Below are 19626 nucleotides of genomic sequence, written 5' to 3'. Positions count from 1 at the left end.
CGCAGGATCGTCTGAAGGTGTTGTCGTGCAAGTGATTCAGTCATCATGACGCCGACTGTTCGTGCCCACTCAGAAACGTGGGGATGTCTTTCGCCCTCGGATAGTCGCACAGCGGTGCGGGCTCGTTGCCGAGGAACGCCGTGATGACGCTCGCCGCACGATCGTTGTTGTCGTCCAGGCCGTTCCAGATACGGTGACCGACACCGCTCAGGTATTGAGTGCGCGTGATGGCAGGGTCGGCGGCGAGAACGGCTGTGGCCCACTGCCTCAGCTGATGCGAGCACTCGGCGATCACGAGCATGGCCGGGACCCGCGAGCGGGCCAGTTGCCGCGCGATCGAGGGCGAGCGCGCGATCGAGTTCTGAAATTGGAGGCTGGCCGCGGGATTGAAGGAGAAGTTCGCGGCGCTGTCCTCGACGGGGATGCGGTGTGCGTCTTTCGCGCAGTAGCTGGTCGCGGTGTCGCTGCCGAGATCTGCGGGTTCGAACGCGTTGACCGCTTCGGCCTGGCCGACCAGGTGGGCCCGAGGCGAGAGCAGGCCGAGTCGGAGCAGTCCGAAGGCGACACCCGAACGCCTTATCGATACCGCGCTGCTTCTGATGCGGGACCGCCCGTGCGATCGCCTGTCCGTGCGGGAAATCGCGACCGGAGCCGAGGCTTCGACGACCTCGATCTACACACTCTTCGGCAGTCGAGAGAACTTGATCGCCGCGGTCCGGACCCGGGCCTGCGTGGAACTCGGCGAGGTGCTGGGTGCGGTGCCCGCCACCCGCGATCCCGTCGAAGACCTACTGGCAATCGCCGCGGAGTACCGACGCTGGGCGTTGGCCAATCGGCACCGGTACGCATCCATCTTCGGTGGCGGCGTCTCCTACGTGCCGCACGGCGCTCCGCGCGATGGCGACCCGGCGGCCGCGCTGGTCGATGTCGTCAACCGCGCGCACGGGCCTGAGTATCGGATCGAGGATGCCAACCGGACCGCGGTCGCGATATGGGCTGCGCTGCACGGGTTCATCACCTTCGAGACCGACGGCACCCTGCACGGTTCCTACATCGACACCGTTGTCCCGCACGCCATCCGGTCGCTGTTGGCCGGTTGAGGGGTCGGCCGATCCCCCGCTGTGCGCGGGTGGGTGCGGGGCGAGGTGGGCGTGCCACGGCCGGAGGTGGGCCGGTAGCGTCGCTGAACATGACTTCGACGGGGACGGTCGCCGGTGCGCAGACTCGAGTGTGGGGTGTGCCGATCTTCGTGCTCGGCGGGTTGCAGTTGCTGGTGGTGTTGGACGGGACCGTGGTCGCGTTGGCGTTGCCTCGGGTGCGGGATGTGTCTGCGTGAATATCGTGGCCCGCGTTCGGCTTTGGATGTACCGGGTGCGGTGCTGGCCACCCTCGGGATCACCGCGGCGGTGTTCGCGGTGAACGAGGGCACCGGCGGCTGGGGACGCCCGCTGGTGGTGGTTCCCGCGCTCGCCGCGGTGGTGCTGCTGATCGGGTTCGTGATCGTGGAATATCGTGCGGCGAACCCGATTCTGCCGTTCAGCGTGTTCGCCGATACCCGGCGGGTCACGGCGCTGGTCGCGATCGTGTTGGCCGGTGCGATCGTGATGTGCCTGGCCGTGTTCATATCCCTGTATCTGCAAGGGGTGCTGGGGTATTCGCCGCTGCACAGCGGGTTGGCGGTGGCGCCGTTCGCGGTCGGGCTCGGCCTCGCCGCGGCGATCGCCGCGAAACTCGCCCTGCACATCGCGCCACGATGGTTGGTCATCGCCGGCGGATCGGTCATTCTCGTGGGCTGTCTCTACGCGTCCGCCATCGCGACGCGGCGGCCCGGTTATTTTCCCGGTGTGGCGGGCGCGGTGGTCCTGGTCGGATTCGGTGTCGGGTTCGCGGTCATTCCTCTGACGCTGTCGGTGATCGCGGGCGCGGCCGCCATGGAGATCGGTCCGCTCAGCGCCCTTGCCCAGGTGGCCCAGAACCTCGGTGGCGCAGTGGGATTGGTTGCGGTCGGGGCGGTGGCGAGTTCGCGCAGCCTGTCGCTGGGTGGACCGACCACCGCGGTGCCGAACATGTCCGAACCACAGATCCATGCCCTCGCCAGTGGATACGGGCTGGCCTTCGCCTGCTGCGCCGCCATCGCGGTCGTCGCGGGCGCGGTCGTGCTGATGATGCGGTTCACACCGCACGATGTCGCGGAAGGCCAAGCCGCGCAAGATGCTTCACACTCGCGGGAGCCCGTCGAGGTTCCGGGCGGATAGCGGATCTCCGGAATTCGGGCGATGCCGGGTTCATCGGTGCGCGCACAGCACTGCGGTGAGGCCCGCTCGCAGATCCTCGACGAAGTATTCGGGAACCTCCAGCGACGGGAAATGCCCGCCGGTCTGCGGCGTGTTCCAGCGGACGATTCGCCGGAACCGCCGTTGCGCCCACGGACGCGGATATTTCTCGATGTCGCGGGGATAGGTGGTGATTGCCGCGGAGACATCGACGCGGAGATCGGGGTCGAGTGAGTTGTGGCTTTCGTAGTAGATGCGAGCGGCCGACGCACCGGTTCGGGTCAGCCAGTAGAGGGTGACGTCGTCGAGAATTCTGTCTCTGGATATCGTTTCGAACGGACTGTTCTCGGTGTCGCTCCATTCGGCGAATTTGTCGAGAATCCAGGCCAGGAGGCCGACCGGGGAATCCACGAGTGCGTAGCCGATGGTCTGTGGGCGGGTCGCCTGCTGTTTGGCGTAGGCGGCGCGGTGGTGCCAGAAGTCGTGGGTTTCCTCGGTCCAGGCGCGTTCGGCGACGGTCAGTGCGGCGGTGGTCGATCCGGGCGGTGCCTGCGCGGTGGTCGTGTGGATGCCCAGGACGTGTTCCGGGAATCTGCCGCCGAGGATCGTGGTGATCACCCCTCCCCAGTCGCCGCCGTGGGCCAGGAATTTCCCGTGGCCGAGCCTGCTCATCAGTTGTACCCATGCGGCTGCGATCTTTTCGGTTCCCCAGCCGGTGGTGGCGGGTTTGTCGCTGTAGCCGAAGCCGGGCAGGGACGGAATCACGATGTGGAACGCTTGTGCGCCTTCGTCTTTCGGATCTGCCAGTTCGTCGACCACATCGATGAATTCGGCGATGCTGCCGGGCCAGCCGTGCGTCATTATCAGCGGGGTGGCGTCCGCACGTGATGATCTACGGTGCAGGAAGTGGATGGCCAGATCGTCTATCCGCGTACGGAACTGGCCGATTCGGGCAAGGCGGTCTTCGAAGGATCGCCAGTCGTATTCGGTGCGCCAGTAGTCCACGACATCGATGAGGTCCGCGAGTGGAACGCCCTGTTCCCACTGGCCACCAGCTTCACCGCGACGCTGACCGAACGTCGGGGCGAGCCCGTCGAGCGCATCCCCACACCGCGGCGGCTTGTCGACTGGTTGACGGTGAGCGGCCTGGCCGTGGACTCCTGCACCGCCGCTCAGCTCGAACTCGCGCGCGAGCTGCGCGAAGCGATCCACGCCGCCGCGACCGCGACCGCGATGCACGCCGCTCTCCCCGAATCCGCTGTGCGAATCATCAACGACCGCAGCGTGGACGGTCGGGCCGCCGCGGTCCTGACACCCGAGGGTGCTCGGCACTGGCGGCTCAGTTCGGCCGCACGGGTGGAGGATGCCCTGGGGGTGATCGCCGCCGACGCGATCAGCATCGTATCCGGTGAGCGCGACGGGAAGATGGCTCTGTGCGCGTCGCCGACCTGCCGCGCCGCCTTCTTCGACACCAGCCAGAGCCGCACCCGGAAATGGTGTGAGATGAACACGTGCGGGAATCGCGAGAAGAAGGCGCGTTTCCTCGCCAACCAGCGCAAGAACGCAACTGCCGCACCGACGGTTTGATCCGGCTCGTTCGGGAGGGCGGCCCGGTCAGGTGCAGGTCCCGCCTGGGCGCGACTGTCCACTATCGCTGTATTCGAGCAGGCGTTGCGCGAGGTCCCGGATGACGTCGGTGAGCTCGGCGGGTCGTTCGACGACGAACGGGCGGTCTATCGCCGCCAGGCGTTGCGCCACCCATTCGAGGCGTTCGGCGCGGACGAAGACCCGCACCCAGCCCGCGTCGCGGTCGGTGTCGGCTACCGGTTCGACCGCCGCGAGCAGCTCCGGGATGAAGTGACGGACGTGCTCGGCGTCCGATTCGACGAGCACGGACACCTCGTGGCGTGACGGGTCGGGTGGCAGTGGACCCATGACCTGTTCGAGTGCGGTGTGCGCTTCGGGTGCCGCGAACGTGCCGTCGGTCGGTCGGAGCTGCCGGATGCGGTCGAGGCGAAAGGTTCGCGGCGCGTTCTTGCCGACATCGTGGCCGGCGAGGTAAAGCCGTCCCCGGTGTGCGACGACGCCGTGCGGAAAGACCTCGCGGCGCGATTCGCGACCATGCCTGGGGGTGTAGTCGAACACCACCGGCCGCAGGTCACGGGCCGCTTCGGCGAGGTCGAGCAGCACCTTGGCCGCTCCGTCGTGCGCAGGCGCGGTGCCGATCCTGTTGCCCGCGAAATCGACCGCCTGCATCACGGCGTCCATGCGGCGACCGAGCGCGGCAGGCAGGACGCGTCGCACCTTGGTCGTCGCGTTCCGCACGGCTGTCGGCGACACCGGGCCGGCCCCGGACCATCCGGTTGCGAGCAGCGCCCAGATGACCGCGAGGGCTTCCTCGTCGGTCAGCATCAGCGGCGGCATGCGGTAATGCCGAGCCAGCCGGTAACCCCCGTACCGGCCGCGCACGGAGTCCACCGGCACGTCCAACGCGCGCAGGTGCTCCACGTAACGACGCACGGTTCGCCTGTCGACGCCCAGGCGCTCCGCGAACTCCGCAATCGTGTGCACACCGCCGGACTGCAGAATCTCGAGCAACGCCAGCACGCGAGCTGTCGACTGAACCACACCCGTGATTCTGCCTCGAATAGTGGACAAGTTCTGCCCCCTATCGTGGCTAGCGTTGCGGCCATGACCGAAACCAACACAGTTCAACTCGCGTCCATCAGACTCATCACCGACGACCTGCCACACCTCGTCCACTTCTACGAAGTCCTGACCGGGGTGACCGCGCAGTACCTCACGGACGATTTCGTCGAAGTGGTCACCCCGTCGGCGACATTCGCGCTCAGCACCCCCGAGCGAGTCGCGTTCATCACCGAGAACACCCCCCGCGCCAAGTCGAACAACACGGCCTTCTTCGAGTTCCTGGTCCAGGACGTCGAGGCGCTGTTCGCCCGGTTGCGGGCCGAATACGGCGACGAGCTCGACGTCGTGCAGGGGCCCACGACCATGCCGTGGGGCAACCGGTCGGTCATCATCCGCGACCCGGAAGGCTCGCCGATCAACCTGTACACACCGGTCACGCCGGACGGCGTGAAACTGCAGCAGAACCGAACGCCCAGAATGCTGCCGACCGGCGAATGAATGGGCGAATCCGAGGTCCGGGCCGTTTACGAGAGCTGCTTGAACGCCTTTGCCGAACCCTCGACCGGCGAACAGGAATGGTCCCACTAGTACTCGCGCGGAAAACAACATAGTGAGCACCACGTGGCGGTCGGTGACGGCCGCCGCGGCCACTCGTTCAGGTGCAAACCTCAGCGTTGGGCATATTTTGGGCAGCGATTTCCCGCAGTGCGGCCAAGTGGGACGCCCGTCGGCTGCGACCGGCCTCGGCCGGTGAGAGCCAGGTCCGCGGCCGTCGACCAACGTGCCCTTTACGGATCGTTGTTTTCCGCGCAAGTACTACCCGGCCGCTACCGACGGTTCGCCGCACGAAACGCGTTGCGGTCTAGCTCAAGTGCCGGGGTGATCGATCTGCGCCGGTGCGTGCCGGGCGAGATATTCGTGCAGGCGCGCCACAGCCGGGGTGGGCCGATGGTTTCCGGTGACCAGGCCGATCGTGCGGCGTGGCGCGTCGCGCAGGGTGATGCGGTGCAGGTCGGGGTGCGGGGTTTCGGGTTCGGGAAGCAGTGCGATACCCAGACCGTGGGCGACCAGCGCGCGCATGGCTTCGAATTCGGCGATCTCGAATACCACGTGTGGGGTGAATCCGGCTGCGGCGCACCAGGAGTCGAATAGTCCGCGCAGGTGGAACGCGGGCGGGTTGGCGATGAAGTGTTCCCCGGACAACTCCGACGGGTCGATGTCGTCGCGTCCGGCGAGGCGATGATCACGCGCGACGTAGAGGTGAATACGCTGATGCCCCAACATGATTGCGGACAGATCGGTGGGCGCGGGAATCATCACGGCAAGATCGAGCAGGCCGGTGTGGATCTGTTCGACGAGCGCCTCGCCGTGGGCCTGAACAAGATGCAGGCGGATTCGTGGTGCGGCGGTGTGGAATTCGGCCAGGAGGGCGGGAATGCTGATCGGCCCCAACGTGAGTGGGAATCCGAATCGCACCAGGCCGCTGTCGGGGTCGGCGTTGCTGCGCACCACGCTCAGGGCGTCGTCGAGGGAGCGGACGAGGTGGTGGGTGCGGTCGAACAGTTCCCGGCCGGCGGCGGTGAGGGCGATACCGCGTCCGACCGGCTGGAACAACTGCACACCCAGGGTTTTCTCGACCGTTTTCAACCGGCGGCTAAGTGAGGATTGCGGAACGTCCAGCAACTGCGCGGCGCGGGTGATGTGCCCCTGGCTTGCCGTGACGTCGAACGCCGCCAGCAGCGGCACCAGCACCTCGATCTCCCGCGAGAGCAACTCATCCATATCTGAAGGATAATCCCGCACATTTTGGCCGTAGACGGATGGATATGGTCGGCGGGACGATGGCATCGACACCGCGCAGAGAGGTTCCGAGATGCCAGCCACGCAGTCCGATGAGATGAAATCCCTTGACGCCGAACAGGTTCTGGATGCGGTGCTGATCGGTGGCGGCATCATGTCCGCGACCCTGGGCGCGTTGCTGGCCAAGGTGCAACCGGAGTGGTCGGTGACGCTGTTCGAACGTCTCGGGCAACTCGCGGCGGAGAGTTCGAACGCGTGGAACAACGCCGGGACCGGGCATTCGGGACTGTGCGAGCTGAACTACATGCCCGATCCGGACGATCCGGCCAAGGCCGAGTCGATCGCCGGGCAGTTCGGGGTCTCGCGGCAGTTCTGGGCATCGCTGGTGAGCAGCGGTGATCTCCCCGAGGCGGCGACGTTCCTCACCCCGACCCCGCACATGGACGTCGTCTTCGGCGAGCGCGATGTGACGTATCTGCGGCGTCGATTCGAAACACTGCGATCCTCGCCGCCGTTCGCCGCGATGCGGTACACCGAGGATCGCGCGGTGATCGCCGAGTGGGCACCGCTGCTGATGGCCGGGCGCACGGACTCCGAACCGATCGCCGCGACCCGCTACGAGGCCGGTACCGATATCGACTTCGGCGCTCTGACAACGGGATTGGTCGAGGTGATGACCCGTAACGGCGGGCAGGTGCGCTTGGAACACGAGGTACGCGGGCTGCGTCGCGACGCCGACGGACTGTGGAGGATCCGTGGCCGCGCACACGGGCGGCGTTTCACCGTCCGCGCGCGCTTCGTCTTCGTCGGCGCGGGCGGATACGCGCTGAAGTTGTTGCAGCGGGCCGGAATTCCCGAGGTGCGCGGCTGTGCGGTCTTCCCCTTCGGCGCGCAGTTCCTGCGGACCGACAATCCCGAGGTGGTGCGGCGGCACGATGCGAAGGTCTACAGTCAGGCGTCGCTGGGCGCACCGCCGATGTCGGTGCCGCACATGGACAAACGAGTCGTGCGGGGTCGTGAATCGGTGCTGTTCGGCCCCTATGCCACCTTCAGCACCCGGCTGCTGCGGCACGGCCGCCTCGTCGACCTGTTCACCACCTTGCGGTGGCGTAATATCGCGGTCCTGCTCGCAGCGGGAGCGCAGAATCTGGCGCTGGTGCGCTACCTGATCGGCCAGCTGCTGGCCACCCGTACCCGCAAATTCGCTGAGCTACAACGCTTCTACCCCGAGGCCGACCCCGCCGACTGGTCCCTGATCACCGCCGGACAACGCGCCCAGCTGATCAAACCCGACGCCCATCGGATCGGCGTGCTCACCTTCGGCACCGAACTGATCACCGGCGCGGACGGCACGATCGCGGGCCTGCTGGGCGCATCGCCCGGCGCCTCCACCGCGCCCGCGATCATGATCGACCTACTCGCGCGATGCTTTCCGCGGCAGAGGGATTCATGGGAGCCGATCCTGCACACGATGATGCCCGCGGACCAGCACTACGACGAGGATGCGGTGTGAGGATTCATCGGGCCAGGATGCGGGTCAGCATCCGGTCCAGCAGACGAACCGGGGCGGGTGGGGTGGTCGGGATGCGGGCGGCGATGATGTGATCGGGGCGGACCAGCAGCGCACCATCGGGTTCGATGCCGACGCTGCTCGCCCAGGCGTGGAATTCGTTGCGGGGCAATGGAATGATGTGCGAGTCCACGCGGATGCCCAGCCGGTCGGCGGCTTCGGAGGCCGCGGCGATCCAGCGGTGGGTACCGGCCAGCACGGTGCAGTGCGTGCCGATCAGGTCCACAGTGGATGCGCCGCCGGGAAGTCGGTGGTGTGGCAGGCGTGAGCCGGGGGTGCCGTCCAGGTCGGCGAGCACATCCTCGGTGGAGGGCAGGTCCGGGTTCGGGTCGATCACGGCGGTGGAGTCGTAGCGGTAGCCCAGGTGCACCACGGGCGCGTGCAGCGCGCCGGCGGCCGCGCGACGTTCGGTAGCGTTCGCGTCCCAGTGCAGGGTCGGGTCGGCGAGCCGGATCATGGCCTGCGCCAACGTCATCGCCGCGACGGGACGGCGTTCGGCGTCGTAGGTGTCCAGCAGACCGGGCCCGGCGTCACCGCGCAGGACCGCGGCGAGTTTCCAGGCCAGATTGTGCGCGTCGGCCATCCCGGTGTTCAGGCCGAACGCGCCGATCGGCGGGACGGTGTGCGCGGCATCGCCGACCAGGAACGCCCGCGACTGCCCGAATCGCTCGGCGAATTGTCCGCGCGGCCGCCACGGCAGCACACTGACGACCTCCACCGGCACGCCCGGATCCCCGACCGCCACGCGAATATGCTCGCGGCAGCGTTCCTCGGTGAAATGCGTTGCCACACCGGTCATGTCGTCGGCGCGGGTGTGGAAGATCCACTCCTTCTCCCCGTCGATGGTCACCAGCAGTCCGGGTGCGTCGGGGTTGGTGATGGTGCAGTTCACGAAGTGACGGCCAGCGGTGTAGCGGGTCAGGTCGGCGCGGAACAGGATGCTCACGGTCGGCTCACCCAGCGCACCGGGCCCGCCGACGTCGATGCCGAGTTGTTCGCGCACCGTGCTGCGTACCCCGTCTGCGGCGATCAGATACTCCGCGTCGAAGCTCTCGCCGTTGTCGAGAGTGACTGCCACTCCCCCGGATTCGATCGCGCACGCGTTCACCCGTGCCGAGAACCGCACGCGCGCACCTCCATCGCGGGCTGCGGGCAGCAGCACCGAATCCAGGCGATGTTGCGGGCAGACCCCACGCAACCGCGCCGGACTGGGATCGCTTCGGCCCCAGACATTTCCGACGACTGCCGAGGGCGCGGCCGTGGACAGATCCGCCGAGGCGAGGGTGTGCATCGACATCTTCACCGCCCCACCGGCGGACATGTCGACCGCGACCTCGTTCACCGCCTGCTCGAGTCCGGCCTGCCGCAGGAATTCCATGGTGCGGGGTCCGAGGCCGGTCGCGCGCGGATGCACCGAGATCCCCGGCTGACGTTCGAGCACCAGCGGGGTCACGCCGTGCCGGGTCAGGAATACCGCGGCGGCCAGCCCGACGCTGCCGCCGCCCACGATGATGACTCGTTGATCGGACATGTCCACCCCTTATGGCTACGATGTTCGCATATGGATACACTGTAGCCATAAAAAGGGCGGCAGTGCCACCACGAGCAGGAGGTCGAATGCCCGAGGACGAACCGATCCTGGTGTGGATGCGCGAACCGCGTTCCCCGCGACGGCAAGGCCCGGACATCGATCGGATCGTCACCACGGCCATCTCGATCGCCGACGCCGACGGGCTCGAGGCGGTATCGATGCGTCGCGTCGCGGCGGACCTGGGTTCGGGCACCGCGACGCTGTATCGCGCGTTGACCGGCCGCGACGATCTGATCGACCTGATGATCGATCGCGTGCGCGGCGAACGAGCCTTACCGGCACGAACCGGGAACTGGCGCGCGGACCTGACCGCCCTGGCGCATCATCTGCGCGCGACCCTGCTACGACATCCGTGGCTGGGCCCACAGATCGCCGGACGCCCCGCGCTGGGCCCGAATTCGTTGCGCGAGCAGGAATTCGCCCTGGCCGCCGCGGCCGAGCTCACCCCCGACATCGCCCACGCCACCTACATCGTGGATGCCGTGGGCGCGTACATCTTCGGCGCGACCACCCGCCAACTCGCCGAACAGCGCGCACACCGCACCACGGGCCTGACCGAGGACCAGTGGCGGCACGCCGTCGGTCCCTATATCCGCACGATCCTGGCCCAGGGCGAACACCCGAACCTGTCCCGCCGAATCCACCAGGACACCGACGCCACCCCGGAGGACACGTTCGCCTTCGGTCTCACCGCTCTACTCGACGGCATCGCCCACACTGCGCACCCTTAGCGTGCGCACACGGCTCGATGGTCAGCGTCGCCGACCTCCAGCAGGCATACGTACACCTGAGCCCCGGCCGGATGGTCGATCCCGCGCTCGACACCGCTACGGCTCCGCGAGAACCCGTACCGCGACATCGTCACAGATTCACTCGGTGATCGGATGTACTTGCAGCTCACAGCCATTGATGCCGACCTCGACGGTCCGGGTGACGGTGGTGTTGGGCGGGGTGACCAGCAGGGTGGAGTACATCGTGCACTCGGTCCCGTTGGGTCCCATAGCGGTGGCTTCCACGATCGCGTGCGCGGGCTTGTCCGATCGCACGGTCACCACGCTGCCCGCGCCCGGCCCGCCCATATATCCGGTCGGGGTGCGCGCGGCGTGCACGACCGGCCCGCCCGCGCCGGTATCCACGCCCGGATAGCCCTGCAACGTGCACGGCGCGGCCCCCGAAGCCAGCGCGAAGGTCAGTTGCACACCGCGATGCATCATCGCCGCACCCATCGACTGCCCGCTGACCACCAGTTGCCCACCGGCACAGGATGTGATCGCAGCGGGTACGGTCGAATTCCCCACCGCCGCACCGGGTTCGGAGACCGGAGACGAACTCGCGGCCGAAGTGGTCGGATCAGCGCTCGCCGAGGATGCCGCCGCGCTGGTACTCACGCCACTGTCCGAGCCGCTGGTCGCCGCGGCCCCGGTCGAGGTCGACGAACAACCCGCCACCGCTCCCAGCACCCCGCAGGCCATGACCGTCACGAGAATCGTTGTCCTGCTCACCATCTGCTACTTCCTCCCGTCCACGGTGACCGCCTCGAGCAACACGCCGCGCCGCACGAGCCCTTCCGGTGTGCGCCACGGACCGCTGACCGACCCGCGGCGGTCGCCCGGATCGCCGTCTCCGGGAACCCGGACCACGCGAAGGGCCATCGCCGTATCGGCAGCGGCACGTGTGACATCGATATCGGGGTCCGGTGTGTTATCGCGCCCCTGATCCTGGGCCCGGGCGCGTCCGGTCAGCAGCGCGAGCGCCTGGGCGACGAACACCGGATCCCCCGGCCCGTCGTACACCCAACGCCGCCCCAGCACACCGTGTTCGAGCGTGCCGATCAGCGCCGCGCCCGCGTCGGGCAGCGGCGCGCCACGATAGGTCATGGGTACGTGATAGCTGCGCCCGGTGCTGGTGTCGGTCGCCAGATAGCATTCGATGCCCACCTCTCCAGCGGGATCATCCAGCCGGAATCCGCCGGAGGCGACCAGTTCGGGCGCGGTCGTGCCATCGAACCAGTCCTGCCTGGGTAGCCAGGTCCGCAGCAGTTCGAGTTTGGTCGGGACGAGGGTGGTGTGGTGGATGACGGCCATACCCCGACGGTACGGCGTGCGCCGCGATCAGGACTGCGAGCGCAGCAACCCCTGCACGCCGACGTGTTCGGGTGTGGCGTCGGGCCGGGCGATGCGGGTGGCGATGCGAATCTCGCTGACGCCCAACAGGATCAGGAACACTCCCGCCAGCACCGCCAACGCGTCGAGGGTGTCGATGGGCCAGATGACGACCGCGATCCCGGCCAGCAGGGTGAGCAGTCCGGCGACCTCCTGGCGGCCGGTCCCGGGTAGCTGATCGGACCAGACCGCGACCGTGGCCTGCACGATGCCGCGGATCACCCAGCCCAGCCCGACCCACAGCGCGACCAGCGACACCCAGTCCCCGCTGCGCATGCACCACAGCGCCAGCAGTATCGCGATCAGCGCGGTCACGAATTCCACGACCTTGAGTCCGGTGCGGATGCGGCCGCGGAAGGCCAGCACCAGTTGCCAGGCCGCGGTGAGCAGCAGGGCGATGCCGAAGAGTAGTTCGGACATCTGGACCGATCTGCCCGGCCACACCATCATCACCACCCCGAGCGCCACCGAGGTACAGCCGATCGCCATCGCCGCCTGCCAGGACTCGCCGAGGTACACATCGGTGCGTCCGGCCACTCTGAAGGTGGGCATAGCGACAGGATATGAGCAATCCGGCCGTGTTGCCTAATATTTGCGTGATGATCGTCCGAGTTGTCGGAATAGGGGTTTATATCAGGACAATCACGATGATATTCCAGTCGCCACACGATTGCTCCCGGCGGTAGCCGAGCCCGGGCGACGGTTCGGCCCGGTCCACGGCGTGGCGGCGGCGACTCGGGACGTACCGTGGTAATCGATGCGTACCGGTCGTCCGTCCACATGGCGGCCCGGAGGAAGGCACGAGCTGGTGAGCACTCCCTGTCCCCCCGGCCCGCGATTGCCGCGGCTGGTGCAGACCCTGCTGTACGCGACCGCGCGCCCGCGGCTGCTGACCGCGATGTCCGCGCGCTACGGCGAGGTGTTCACCCTGCGTCTGCTGCCGCCGTACGCCGAACAGCTGGTGGTGTTCTCCCGGCCCGAGCACATCCGCGAGGTGTTCGCCGGTGATCCGGCCGATATGCATGCCGGAGAAGGTAATCGGGTGCTGGGCGCGGTCATGGGTGAGCATTCGGTACTGCTCACCGACGAGGCCGAACACGCCCGCGCCCGCCGGTTGCTGATGCCCGCCTTCGCCGCGTCGGCGTTGCGCGGTTATCGCGGTCTGGTCGAGCAGATCGCCGCCGAGCACGTGGATTCCTGGACGCCCGGCGCCACGCTGCACACCCTGGACCGGATGAACGAGCTCACCCTCGAGGTCATCATGCGGGTGGTGTTCGGGGTGCGTGATCCGGGTCGGCGGGAGCTGTTCGCGCCACGGTTGCGTCGCATCGTGAACATCAACCCGATCATGTTGTTCGGCATGATCTGGCCGCGCCTGCAAGAGCTGGGCCCGTGGCGGCGGATGCGCGCCAACCAGGATGCGTTGAGCGAGTTGCTGTACGGCGAGATCACCCGTCGCCGCGCGGACCCGGATCCCGAAGGCGCGGATGTGCTCTCGCGGCTGCTGGCCGTGGGCGCGGGTCAGGACGCGACCGATGTTCCGCTCTCGGATGCGGAGTTGCGCGATCAGCTGGTGACGTTGCTGCTGGCCGGGCACGAGACGACCGCCTCGGCGCTGTCGTGGGCGTTTCACGAACTCGCCGCCGACCCGGTGATCCAGGATCGCGCCCGCCGCGCGGCCCTGGACGGTGACGACAAATATCTCGAGGCGGTGCTGAAGGAGTCGATGCGGCGGCGCACGGTGATCGGCGGCGCGGGCCGGAAACTGACCCGCGAGATGACGATCGGCGACTGGACGCTGCCGGGCGGGACGGTGGTGTCGACCTCGATCCTGCTGGCGCACCGCAATGCCGAGCGGCACCCCGATCCCGAACGGTTCTCCCCCGAACGTTTCCTGGACGGCAGTGTCGCGCCGAATACCTGGCTCCCGTTCGGCGGCGGTGTGCGCCGGTGCATCGGCGCGGGTTTCTCGCTGATGGAGGGCACCGTCGTGCTGCGCGAGGTGCTCTCGCGGTACACGTTGTCGCTGCCGCCGGGTGTCGGCGAGGAGAAGGTTCGCATCCGCAACATCACCCATGTTCCGGCGGGCGGTGCGCAGGTGGTGCTGACCGCCCGTCCCCGCGACGACGCGTCGGCGGGCCCGGTCCGTGAGGTCTCCCCGACACATACCTGACCGGCGATCGCACTCTGCGCATGAGTGCGCCGAGTGCGGCTCGGCATTCCTTCCCCGTCAGAAATCCGTGCGGCACAGCAGGATTCCGCGACAGGGACTGGCGTGTCGAGTCTGCCACGTCCTCACCAGCGCCCCAATCGGCGTGTCGCCCAACAACTTCCACCACCGGGCACGAAACCCATTGCCTACCCTGCTGAGATCACCTCACTGGGGGTGTCAGATGGCGGTCTCCCTCGGGCAGAAGGGCCAGCAGTTGCCGAGTGTGGTTGGGGATTTCGATGTCGGCCAGGCCCCCGAACAGTCCACGCAGCGGCACGACCGCGTCGGTGAGCAGGGCGCCCGCGGAGAGTCCGAGAAGTGGGACGGGGCTGTCGAGTTCGGGATCGGACAGGGCGGTCCCGCCGAAGCCGCAGAGGATCTCGGCCTGACGGCGCAGCCGGTCACGCAGGCCGGAGAACCCGCCCGCCTGTTCGGCCACACGGTCGATGGTCCAAGTGTCCAGAGCGTGGCGATTGTCGTAGGTGGTGTGTTCGCCTGCCGCGACCGCCGCCACTGCGGCGATGGTGCCCGCGGTGACGAGACAGACGTGGGCCAGGATCCGATCGGCATTCCATTCACCCGGCGGGGGCGTCCGGGGGTGGGCCGAATCTGCCACGGTGACAGCGGCTTCCAGGAGCAAGTCGTAGGCCTCGCGCAAGGCTGTGGTGTCCAACATCAGGCGTGCGCCGCCGAGTCCATTTCCCACGGGGCCTGTGGGAGGACCTTGCCGGTTTCCAGCAGGGACTTGAGGTTGGCGATCACCGACGGCCAGCCGCGCGAAATGCCTTGCAGCATTTCCTCGTTCGGCAGATTTTCGTGGGTGACGGTGAGCCGGACGATGTCCCGGTGGGACTCGACCAGGAAGGTCACCACGGACGGCGAGCGGTCCTCCTCGGGGGAATCTTCGAAGGTGAGGACCAGCTTCGTCGGCGGTTCGGATTCGAGCACCTTGCCGACGACATCGATCGTGCCGGAGCCGTCGGCGCGGCGATGCTCCCAGGGCGAACCGGGCTCCCAGTCGGACACATTCTCGTGGAACCAGTACTGGGCGGTCAGGTCGGCGTCGGTCAGCGCCTTCCACACGTGTTCGGCGCTGGCGTGAATATAGGTGACGTAGACGTAGCTCGGCACGGTGGTGGTCATGGCGTACTCCTCTGCCTGGTTCTTGATAGCGCGCAGGACATCCAGCCGGGGGCGGTCGAAGACTGAGATCCAGCGCTGTTCGATGTCGTGAATCGGTGTCGGATTGATGTAGTGCACCCGCTCGCGCCCGCGCCGCAGCACGGTCACCAGCCCGGCTCGCTCGAGAATGTCGAGATGCTGGGTCAACGACTGCCGGGCCATATCGACCCGCTCGCACAGCTCCCGCAGTGTCTGGCCGTTGTGCTCCCGCAGCCGGTCCAGCAGCAGCCGGCGCGTACCGTCGGCCAGTGCCTTGAAAACCGCGTCGATGTCGGGTTCGGATTGCACGCTCCAAATTATGCAGGTATTTACCTGCATAAGTCAACGGGTAGTCCACTCTCGGCTGCGGCTACGCGTTCGCCGAATGGACCCGAACGTCCGTCGAGTGCTCGGCACGATAGCGGCAACGCAGACTCCGGGCCGGTCGCGCGGATCCGATCCGATCCCGACCGCCCCCATCACCGAAATCGTTGTCCATCGACGACTCCGGATAACTCACCGGCTACTCAGCCCCGGCGAGCAGCGTGAGAAGGCTTTCGGAGTGTCCTTCTCGAAGCGGCGCTGGAAGCCTCGGGCGGCTTCATCTCCCGACCGGATGTCATCACCGAAATCGTTGTCCACCAACGACTCCGGATGACTCATCGACTATTCGGCTCCTGTGAGCAGTGCGAGCAGGCTTTCGGGAGTGCTTGCCCCGAAGCAACGTTCGAAGTCTCGGGCGGCTTCGTCGGCCTCCTCGGCGCTGCGGGCGAACAGGATCTGTTCGTATTCGGTGAGTGCGGCTTCGGGGTTGTCGGGGTGTCGGACGAGGGCGTGGGCGAGGTCGGCGGCGTCGAGCAGGGCCAGGTTGGCGCCTTCACCGTTGGGCGGGGACAGGTGGGCGGCGTCGCCGAGCAGGGTGACGCGGGGGACGCGGGCCCAGCGGTGGCCGATCGGCAGCGCGAACAAGGGGCGCAGGACCGGGGCGGTGTCGGTATCGGTGATCAGGGCGGTGAGTTCCGGTGCCCAGCCGTGGAATTCGCGGGCGATGCGGGCGGTGGCCGCCGCGGTGTCGGTGAGATCGATGCCGTCGAACCAGTCCTGGGCCACCGACAGCGATACGTAGGTGTGCAGGGTGTCGCCGCTCTCGCGGTGCGCTTGGATGCCCTTTCCCGGCACGGGTGCCATGAGGGCGCCGTCGCCGACTGCCTTCGTCGCGGCCGGGTGGCGGGTGTCGGCGTCGAACAGGTAGGTCTCCACGAAGGTGGTGCCGACGTAGTCGGGCGTCGACTCGGACACCAGTGGCCGCACCCGCGACCACGCGCCGTCCGCGCCGACGAGCAGGTCGGTCACGATACTCGAGCCGTCGGCGAAACTCACCTCGTGCCGCCCCTGCCCGACCGCGCGCACGCCGGTGACCTTGTGACCCCACCGCACAGTGCCCTCGGGTAGCGAATCGAGCAGTAGCCGACGCAGGTCCGCGCGCTGGATTTCGGGGCGGGTGCCGGTGCCGTCGTCGGGTTCATCCAGCAGGACGGTGCCGTCCGGGGCCAGGACCCGCAGCGCCTCGCGGCCTTGCAGGACGAGGTCGCGGAACTGTTCGAGCAGTCCGGCGGCGGCCAGCGCGGGCTGGCCGTTGTGTTCGTGGACGTCGAGCAGGCCGCCCTGGGTGCGGGCGGTGGGCGAGGCTTCAGCCTCGTAGACGGTGGCGGCGATGCCGTTGACGTGCAGGATGCGCGCGAGGGTCAGCCCGCCGAGTCCGGCGCCGATGATCGTGATGCTCATGGCTCCTCCTTCCGGGTGCGGCCGTCCGGGTTTTCCGGTCGACCTGCTGGTACGTCATTCCATTGGAACGCCATTCCATATTGGAACGACGTACCAGATATGTCAAGATAGGGTATGGCTGCGCGCACTTCTCGTTCCCCGCGACGTTCCGAGGCGTTGTCCCGCGAACGCATCATCGAAGCCGCGATCGATCTGCTCGACACCACCGGCGAGACCGGACTGACGTTCCGGGCCCTGACCGAACGCCTGGCGACCGGTCCCGGCGCGATCTACTGGCATGTGGCGAACAAGGACGAACTGCTGGCCGCGGCCACCGACGCGATCGTGACCGCCGCACTGTCCCGCGAACCTGCCGATCCCTCGGCCACACCGCGAGCGCGAATCCACGCGGTGGCCCTCGGCCTGTTCGACGCGATCGACGAACATGTTTGGCTGGCAACACAATTGGCCGTCCAGATGTCCCGCGATCCGAGCGGTGCGCTCGCGCCGCGCCTGTTCGAGGCACTGGGTCGGCAGATCAGCGCCCTGGGCGTCCCCGAGGCCGCCTGGTTCACCGCGACCTCCGCGCTGATGAACTACATCCTCGGCGCGGCGGGCCAGAACGCGACCAACGGCCGCAGCGCCGTCCATCCGAGCCGCCCGGATTTCCTGGACTCCGTCGCGACCGCCTGGGAGAACCTCGACCCCGAGGACTATCCGTTCACTCGTGCGGTCGCCGACCAGCTACGCGGACACGATGACCGCGAGCAGTTCCTCGACGGTCTGGAGCTGGTCCTGTCGGGCATCGTCGCCGTACATCCCGCGGGGTGATCGCCGGATGCGTCGATCATGTTGCCGCCGTACCCCTTTCACTCCCGCAACAGATCGATCACCTTGGTTTCGGCGAGATCGCCGTGACCCGCGGCGACCAGGCGGGTGAAGATGTCCAGTGCGGTATGGCCGAGAGCCGCAGGGGTGCCCAGCGTGTCGGCGGCCTCGACGCCCAGGCGGGTGTCCTTGAGCCGCAGGGCGGCGGTGAAGTCGATATCGTGGTCGTGGGCATCGGCGAGGATCAGCCGAGCCACCCGGACCACGGTCGGGCTGGCCGCGCCCCCTTGCGAGAGCGTGTCGACGACGATCGGCAGGTCCAGCCCGGCCAGTTCCGCGGTGCGCAGGGCCTCGGCGGTGGCGGCAATCTGAATCGAGCCGAGCAGGTTCTGCATCAGTTTGTAGGAGGTGCCCGCGCCGACGTCGCCGAAGTGAACGATGTTGGCGCACAACGGTTCCAATAGTGGACGGGCCGCGTCGAGATGCGCCGGGTCCGCGCCGACGAACAGGGTCAGAGCACCGGCGGCCGCGGCGGCGGGCAGTCCGGTGACCGGGGCATCGAGATATCGGAGCCCGCGTTCGGCGGCTTGCCGGGCCAGGTCCAAGACGTGCGGTCGGGAGATCGTGGAGCATTCCACCGCGAACGCGCCGGGTGCGGGAGTTCCGGCCAGCGCACCGTCCGGCCCGAGCCACACCGCACGCGAGGCCGGGTCGTCGGCGACCATGGCGACGATCATCGCCGCGTCCTGGACCGCTTCACGCGGGGTGGCTGCGAGGATCGCCCCGCGCGCTACGAGCGGCTCGGCGCGTCCGGGAGTCCGGTTGCACACCCGCACCTCATGACCGGCGTCGACCATCCGGCCCGCCATCCCCGACCCCATTCGCCCCAACCCGAGCCACGCAATCCTCGCCACTCCCCGACCCTACTCAGGATCGTGACGAAACCGCTGCCACGCTGGCTCCCAAGGCGTCTCAGCGTGCGGCTTTGCGCCCGAGGAGGTGGAAGACCCGGTAAGCAGTTGGTAACTACTAAGCTGCTGGTGTGGGACAGCGTATGAGTGGATCGCAGCGGCGCGAGCAGGTGCTGGGGATCGCCGCGGCCGAGTTCGCCGATCACGGATTGCACGGCGCGTCGATCGAGGCCGTCGCGCGCGAGGCCGGTATCACGCAGGCTTATGTGTTCCGCATGTTCGGCACGAAGAAGGCCCTGTTCCTGGAGTTGGTCGGGACCGCGTTCGACGGATTCACCGACGCGATGACCCGGGCCGCCACCGGCTCCGGCGGGCTGGCCGCACTGAGCCTGATGGGCGCGCAGTACCACGCGATGCTCGATCAGCGCACCACGCTGCTGCTGCAATTGCAGGGTTTCGCCGCCTGCGGAGACCCCGAGGTCCGCGAGGTCGTGCGCGCCCGCATGGCCCACATGTGGAACACCGTCGCGGACAGCACGGGGCTGGATCCGGTCGCGGTCAAGTCGTTCCTGGCCTTCGGCATGTTGCTGAACAACGCTGCGGCACTGGACATCACCGAGATAGACGAGCCGTGGGCCGCCGGAGTCCGCACCCGCATCGAGCCCGGGTTGTTCGAACACATCACCAGCGAGACCAACCGCTGAA

19 protein-coding genes and 2 pseudogenes are annotated in these 19626 nt (G+C 67.7%); 9 read left to right on the top strand and 12 right to left on the bottom strand.

The window, feature by feature from the left end; genetic code table 11:
• Positions 1 to 43: 43 nt before the first annotated feature.
• Positions 44 to 301 carry a hypothetical protein gene (locus NRB20_RS37685; protein WP_194290003.1) on the bottom strand — a complete coding sequence of 86 codons (258 nt, stop codon included), beginning with the start codon at positions 299 to 301 and terminating at the stop codon, positions 44 to 46.
• A 157-nt stretch (positions 302 to 458) separates the two neighbouring features.
• Between NRB20_RS37685 and NRB20_RS25560 the strand changes: the two genes are divergently transcribed.
• Both NRB20_RS25560 and NRB20_RS25550 read left to right on the top strand, forming a co-directional pair.
• The gene (locus tag NRB20_RS25560; protein ID WP_319945386.1) at positions 459 to 1100 is read left to right on the top strand and encodes a TetR/AcrR family transcriptional regulator; all 642 of its coding nucleotides are present in this window, start codon (positions 459 to 461) and stop codon (positions 1098 to 1100) included.
• An 89-nt stretch (positions 1101 to 1189) separates the two neighbouring features.
• A pseudogene (locus NRB20_RS25550) lies at positions 1190 to 2255 on the top strand (MFS transporter); the annotation flags it as partial.
• Positions 2256 to 2285: 30 nt separating this feature from the next.
• On the opposite strand, the pseudogene NRB20_RS25545 reads toward NRB20_RS25550, so the two are convergent.
• Positions 2286 to 3320: pseudogene (locus tag NRB20_RS25545) on the bottom strand (epoxide hydrolase); the annotation flags it as partial.
• Between NRB20_RS25545 and NRB20_RS38420 the strand changes: the two are divergent.
• On the top strand, positions 3282 to 3860 hold the full coding sequence (locus NRB20_RS38420; protein WP_319945427.1) for a CGNR zinc finger domain-containing protein: 579 nt from the start codon (positions 3282 to 3284) through the stop codon (positions 3858 to 3860). The pseudogene NRB20_RS25545 and the gene NRB20_RS38420 sit on opposite strands and share 39 nt — an antisense overlap.
• Before the next feature lie 27 nt (positions 3861 to 3887).
• Here NRB20_RS38420 and NRB20_RS25535 read toward each other — a convergent pair whose 3' ends face one another.
• Positions 3888 to 4880: a helix-turn-helix transcriptional regulator gene (locus NRB20_RS25535; protein WP_319945426.1), complete on the bottom strand. Its 993-nt coding sequence runs from the start codon at positions 4878 to 4880 to the stop codon at positions 3888 to 3890.
• A gap of 84 nt (positions 4881 to 4964) precedes the next feature.
• On the opposite strand from NRB20_RS25535, the gene NRB20_RS25530 reads away from it, so the two are divergent.
• A complete protein-coding gene (locus NRB20_RS25530; protein ID WP_153413358.1) occupies positions 4965 to 5420 on the top strand; it encodes a VOC family protein in 456 nt (151 codons plus the stop codon).
• A gap of 369 nt (positions 5421 to 5789) precedes the next feature.
• Here the strand turns inward: NRB20_RS25530 and NRB20_RS25525 are convergent, their stop codons facing one another.
• Positions 5790 to 6704 carry a LysR family transcriptional regulator gene (locus NRB20_RS25525; protein ID WP_153413356.1) on the bottom strand — a complete coding sequence of 305 codons (915 nt, stop codon included), beginning with the start codon at positions 6702 to 6704 and terminating at the stop codon, positions 5790 to 5792.
• A 91-nt stretch (positions 6705 to 6795) separates the two neighbouring features.
• On the opposite strand from NRB20_RS25525, the gene mqo reads away from it, so the two are divergent.
• A complete protein-coding gene (mqo, locus tag NRB20_RS25520; RefSeq protein ID WP_227833859.1) occupies positions 6796 to 8235 on the top strand; it encodes a malate dehydrogenase (quinone) in 1440 nt (479 codons plus the stop codon).
• Between the two features lie 4 nt (positions 8236 to 8239).
• Here the strand turns inward: mqo and NRB20_RS25515 are convergent, their stop codons facing one another.
• On the bottom strand, positions 8240 to 9823 hold the full coding sequence (locus tag NRB20_RS25515) for an FAD-dependent monooxygenase (protein WP_153413354.1): 1584 nt from the start codon (positions 9821 to 9823) through the stop codon (positions 8240 to 8242).
• Positions 9824 to 9909: 86 nt separating this feature from the next.
• Between NRB20_RS25515 and NRB20_RS25510 the strand changes: the two genes are divergently transcribed.
• The gene (locus NRB20_RS25510; protein ID WP_153413352.1) at positions 9910 to 10614 is read left to right on the top strand and encodes a TetR/AcrR family transcriptional regulator; all 705 of its coding nucleotides are present in this window, start codon (positions 9910 to 9912) and stop codon (positions 10612 to 10614) included.
• Between the two features lie 138 nt (positions 10615 to 10752).
• Here NRB20_RS25510 and NRB20_RS25505 read toward each other — a convergent pair whose 3' ends face one another.
• Genes NRB20_RS25505 through NRB20_RS25495 form a run of 3 tightly spaced genes read right to left on the bottom strand, consistent with a single transcriptional unit; the run spans position 10753 to position 12597 of the window.
• Entirely contained in the window at positions 10753 to 11388 is a 636-nt protein-coding gene (locus tag NRB20_RS25505) for a DUF4232 domain-containing protein (protein ID WP_227833858.1), read from the bottom strand.
• A 3-nt stretch (positions 11389 to 11391) separates the two neighbouring features.
• A complete protein-coding gene (locus NRB20_RS25500; protein ID WP_153413350.1) occupies positions 11392 to 11967 on the bottom strand; it encodes a maltokinase N-terminal cap-like domain-containing protein in 576 nt (191 codons plus the stop codon).
• A gap of 27 nt (positions 11968 to 11994) precedes the next feature.
• Positions 11995 to 12597: an HdeD family acid-resistance protein gene (locus tag NRB20_RS25495; protein WP_153413348.1), complete on the bottom strand. Its 603-nt coding sequence runs from the start codon at positions 12595 to 12597 to the stop codon at positions 11995 to 11997.
• A gap of 256 nt (positions 12598 to 12853) precedes the next feature.
• Here NRB20_RS25495 and NRB20_RS25490 point away from each other — a divergent pair, with 256 nt between their 5' ends.
• Positions 12854 to 14218: a cytochrome P450 gene (locus NRB20_RS25490; RefSeq protein WP_406603874.1), complete on the top strand. Its 1365-nt coding sequence runs from the start codon at positions 12854 to 12856 to the stop codon at positions 14216 to 14218.
• Between the two features lie 199 nt (positions 14219 to 14417).
• Here NRB20_RS25490 and NRB20_RS25485 read toward each other — a convergent pair whose 3' ends face one another.
• From NRB20_RS25485 to NRB20_RS25475, 3 genes are all read right to left on the bottom strand, one after another.
• Positions 14418 to 14933 carry a hypothetical protein gene (locus NRB20_RS25485; RefSeq protein WP_153413343.1) on the bottom strand — a complete coding sequence of 172 codons (516 nt, stop codon included), beginning with the start codon at positions 14931 to 14933 and terminating at the stop codon, positions 14418 to 14420.
• Entirely contained in the window at positions 14933 to 15727 is a 795-nt protein-coding gene (locus NRB20_RS25480; RefSeq protein ID WP_319945385.1) for an ArsR/SmtB family transcription factor, read from the bottom strand. Before NRB20_RS25480 ends, NRB20_RS25485 begins: the two co-directional genes overlap by 1 nt.
• 357 nt (positions 15728 to 16084) lie before the next feature.
• Positions 16085 to 17203, bottom strand: a complete 1119-nt coding sequence (locus NRB20_RS25475; protein WP_153413339.1) for an FAD-dependent oxidoreductase — start codon at positions 17201 to 17203, stop codon at positions 16085 to 16087.
• Between the two features lie 114 nt (positions 17204 to 17317).
• On the opposite strand from NRB20_RS25475, the gene NRB20_RS25470 reads away from it, so the two are divergent.
• Positions 17318 to 18013 carry a TetR/AcrR family transcriptional regulator gene (locus NRB20_RS25470; protein ID WP_153413337.1) on the top strand — a complete coding sequence of 232 codons (696 nt, stop codon included), beginning with the start codon at positions 17318 to 17320 and terminating at the stop codon, positions 18011 to 18013.
• 38 nt (positions 18014 to 18051) lie between these two features.
• Here the strand turns inward: NRB20_RS25470 and NRB20_RS39370 are convergent, their stop codons facing one another.
• Positions 18052 to 18924 carry an NAD(P)-dependent oxidoreductase gene (locus tag NRB20_RS39370; RefSeq protein ID WP_319945384.1) on the bottom strand — a complete coding sequence of 291 codons (873 nt, stop codon included), beginning with the start codon at positions 18922 to 18924 and terminating at the stop codon, positions 18052 to 18054.
• Positions 18925 to 19064: 140 nt separating this feature from the next.
• Between NRB20_RS39370 and NRB20_RS25460 the strand changes: the two genes are divergently transcribed.
• Positions 19065 to 19625, top strand: coding sequence for a TetR/AcrR family transcriptional regulator (locus tag NRB20_RS25460; protein WP_153413335.1), 561 nt, complete (start codon positions 19065 to 19067; stop codon positions 19623 to 19625).
• The last annotated feature ends 1 nt before the right edge of the window (position 19626 follow it).

Source organism: Nocardia macrotermitis, assembly GCF_009604405.1.
GTDB classification, from domain to species: Bacteria; Actinomycetota; Actinomycetes; order Mycobacteriales; family Mycobacteriaceae; genus Nocardia; species Nocardia macrotermitis.
Note: the sequence above shows the minus strand (reverse complement) of the source record. Positions and strands in the feature narration are given on the sequence as shown.

Coding starts and splice junctions, on each gene's coding strand:
- NRB20_RS25510 (WP_153413352.1), top strand. CDS start 9,910: ATGCCCGAGGACGAACCGATCCTGGTGTGGATGCGCGAACCGCGTTCC.
- NRB20_RS25500 (WP_153413350.1), bottom strand. CDS start 11,967: ATGGCCGTCATCCACCACACCACCCTCGTCCCGACCAAACTCGAACTG.
- NRB20_RS37685 (WP_194290003.1), bottom strand. CDS start 301: ATGCTCGTGATCGCCGAGTGCTCGCATCAGCTGAGGCAGTGGGCCACA.
- NRB20_RS25530 (WP_153413358.1), top strand. CDS start 4,965: ATGACCGAAACCAACACAGTTCAACTCGCGTCCATCAGACTCATCACC.
- NRB20_RS25460 (WP_153413335.1), top strand. CDS start 19,065: ATGAGTGGATCGCAGCGGCGCGAGCAGGTGCTGGGGATCGCCGCGGCC.
- NRB20_RS25485 (WP_153413343.1), bottom strand. CDS start 14,933: ATGTTGGACACCACAGCCTTGCGCGAGGCCTACGACTTGCTCCTGGAA.
- NRB20_RS25475 (WP_153413339.1), bottom strand. CDS start 17,203: ATGAGCATCACGATCATCGGCGCCGGACTCGGCGGGCTGACCCTCGCG.
- NRB20_RS25525 (WP_153413356.1), bottom strand. CDS start 6,704: ATGGATGAGTTGCTCTCGCGGGAGATCGAGGTGCTGGTGCCGCTGCTG.
- NRB20_RS25505 (WP_227833858.1), bottom strand. CDS start 11,388: ATGGTGAGCAGGACAACGATTCTCGTGACGGTCATGGCCTGCGGGGTG.
- NRB20_RS25515 (WP_153413354.1), bottom strand. CDS start 9,823: ATGTCCGATCAACGAGTCATCATCGTGGGCGGCGGCAGCGTCGGGCTG.
- NRB20_RS25470 (WP_153413337.1), top strand. CDS start 17,318: ATGGCTGCGCGCACTTCTCGTTCCCCGCGACGTTCCGAGGCGTTGTCC.
- mqo (WP_227833859.1), top strand. CDS start 6,796: ATGCCAGCCACGCAGTCCGATGAGATGAAATCCCTTGACGCCGAACAG.
- NRB20_RS25495 (WP_153413348.1), bottom strand. CDS start 12,597: ATGCCCACCTTCAGAGTGGCCGGACGCACCGATGTGTACCTCGGCGAG.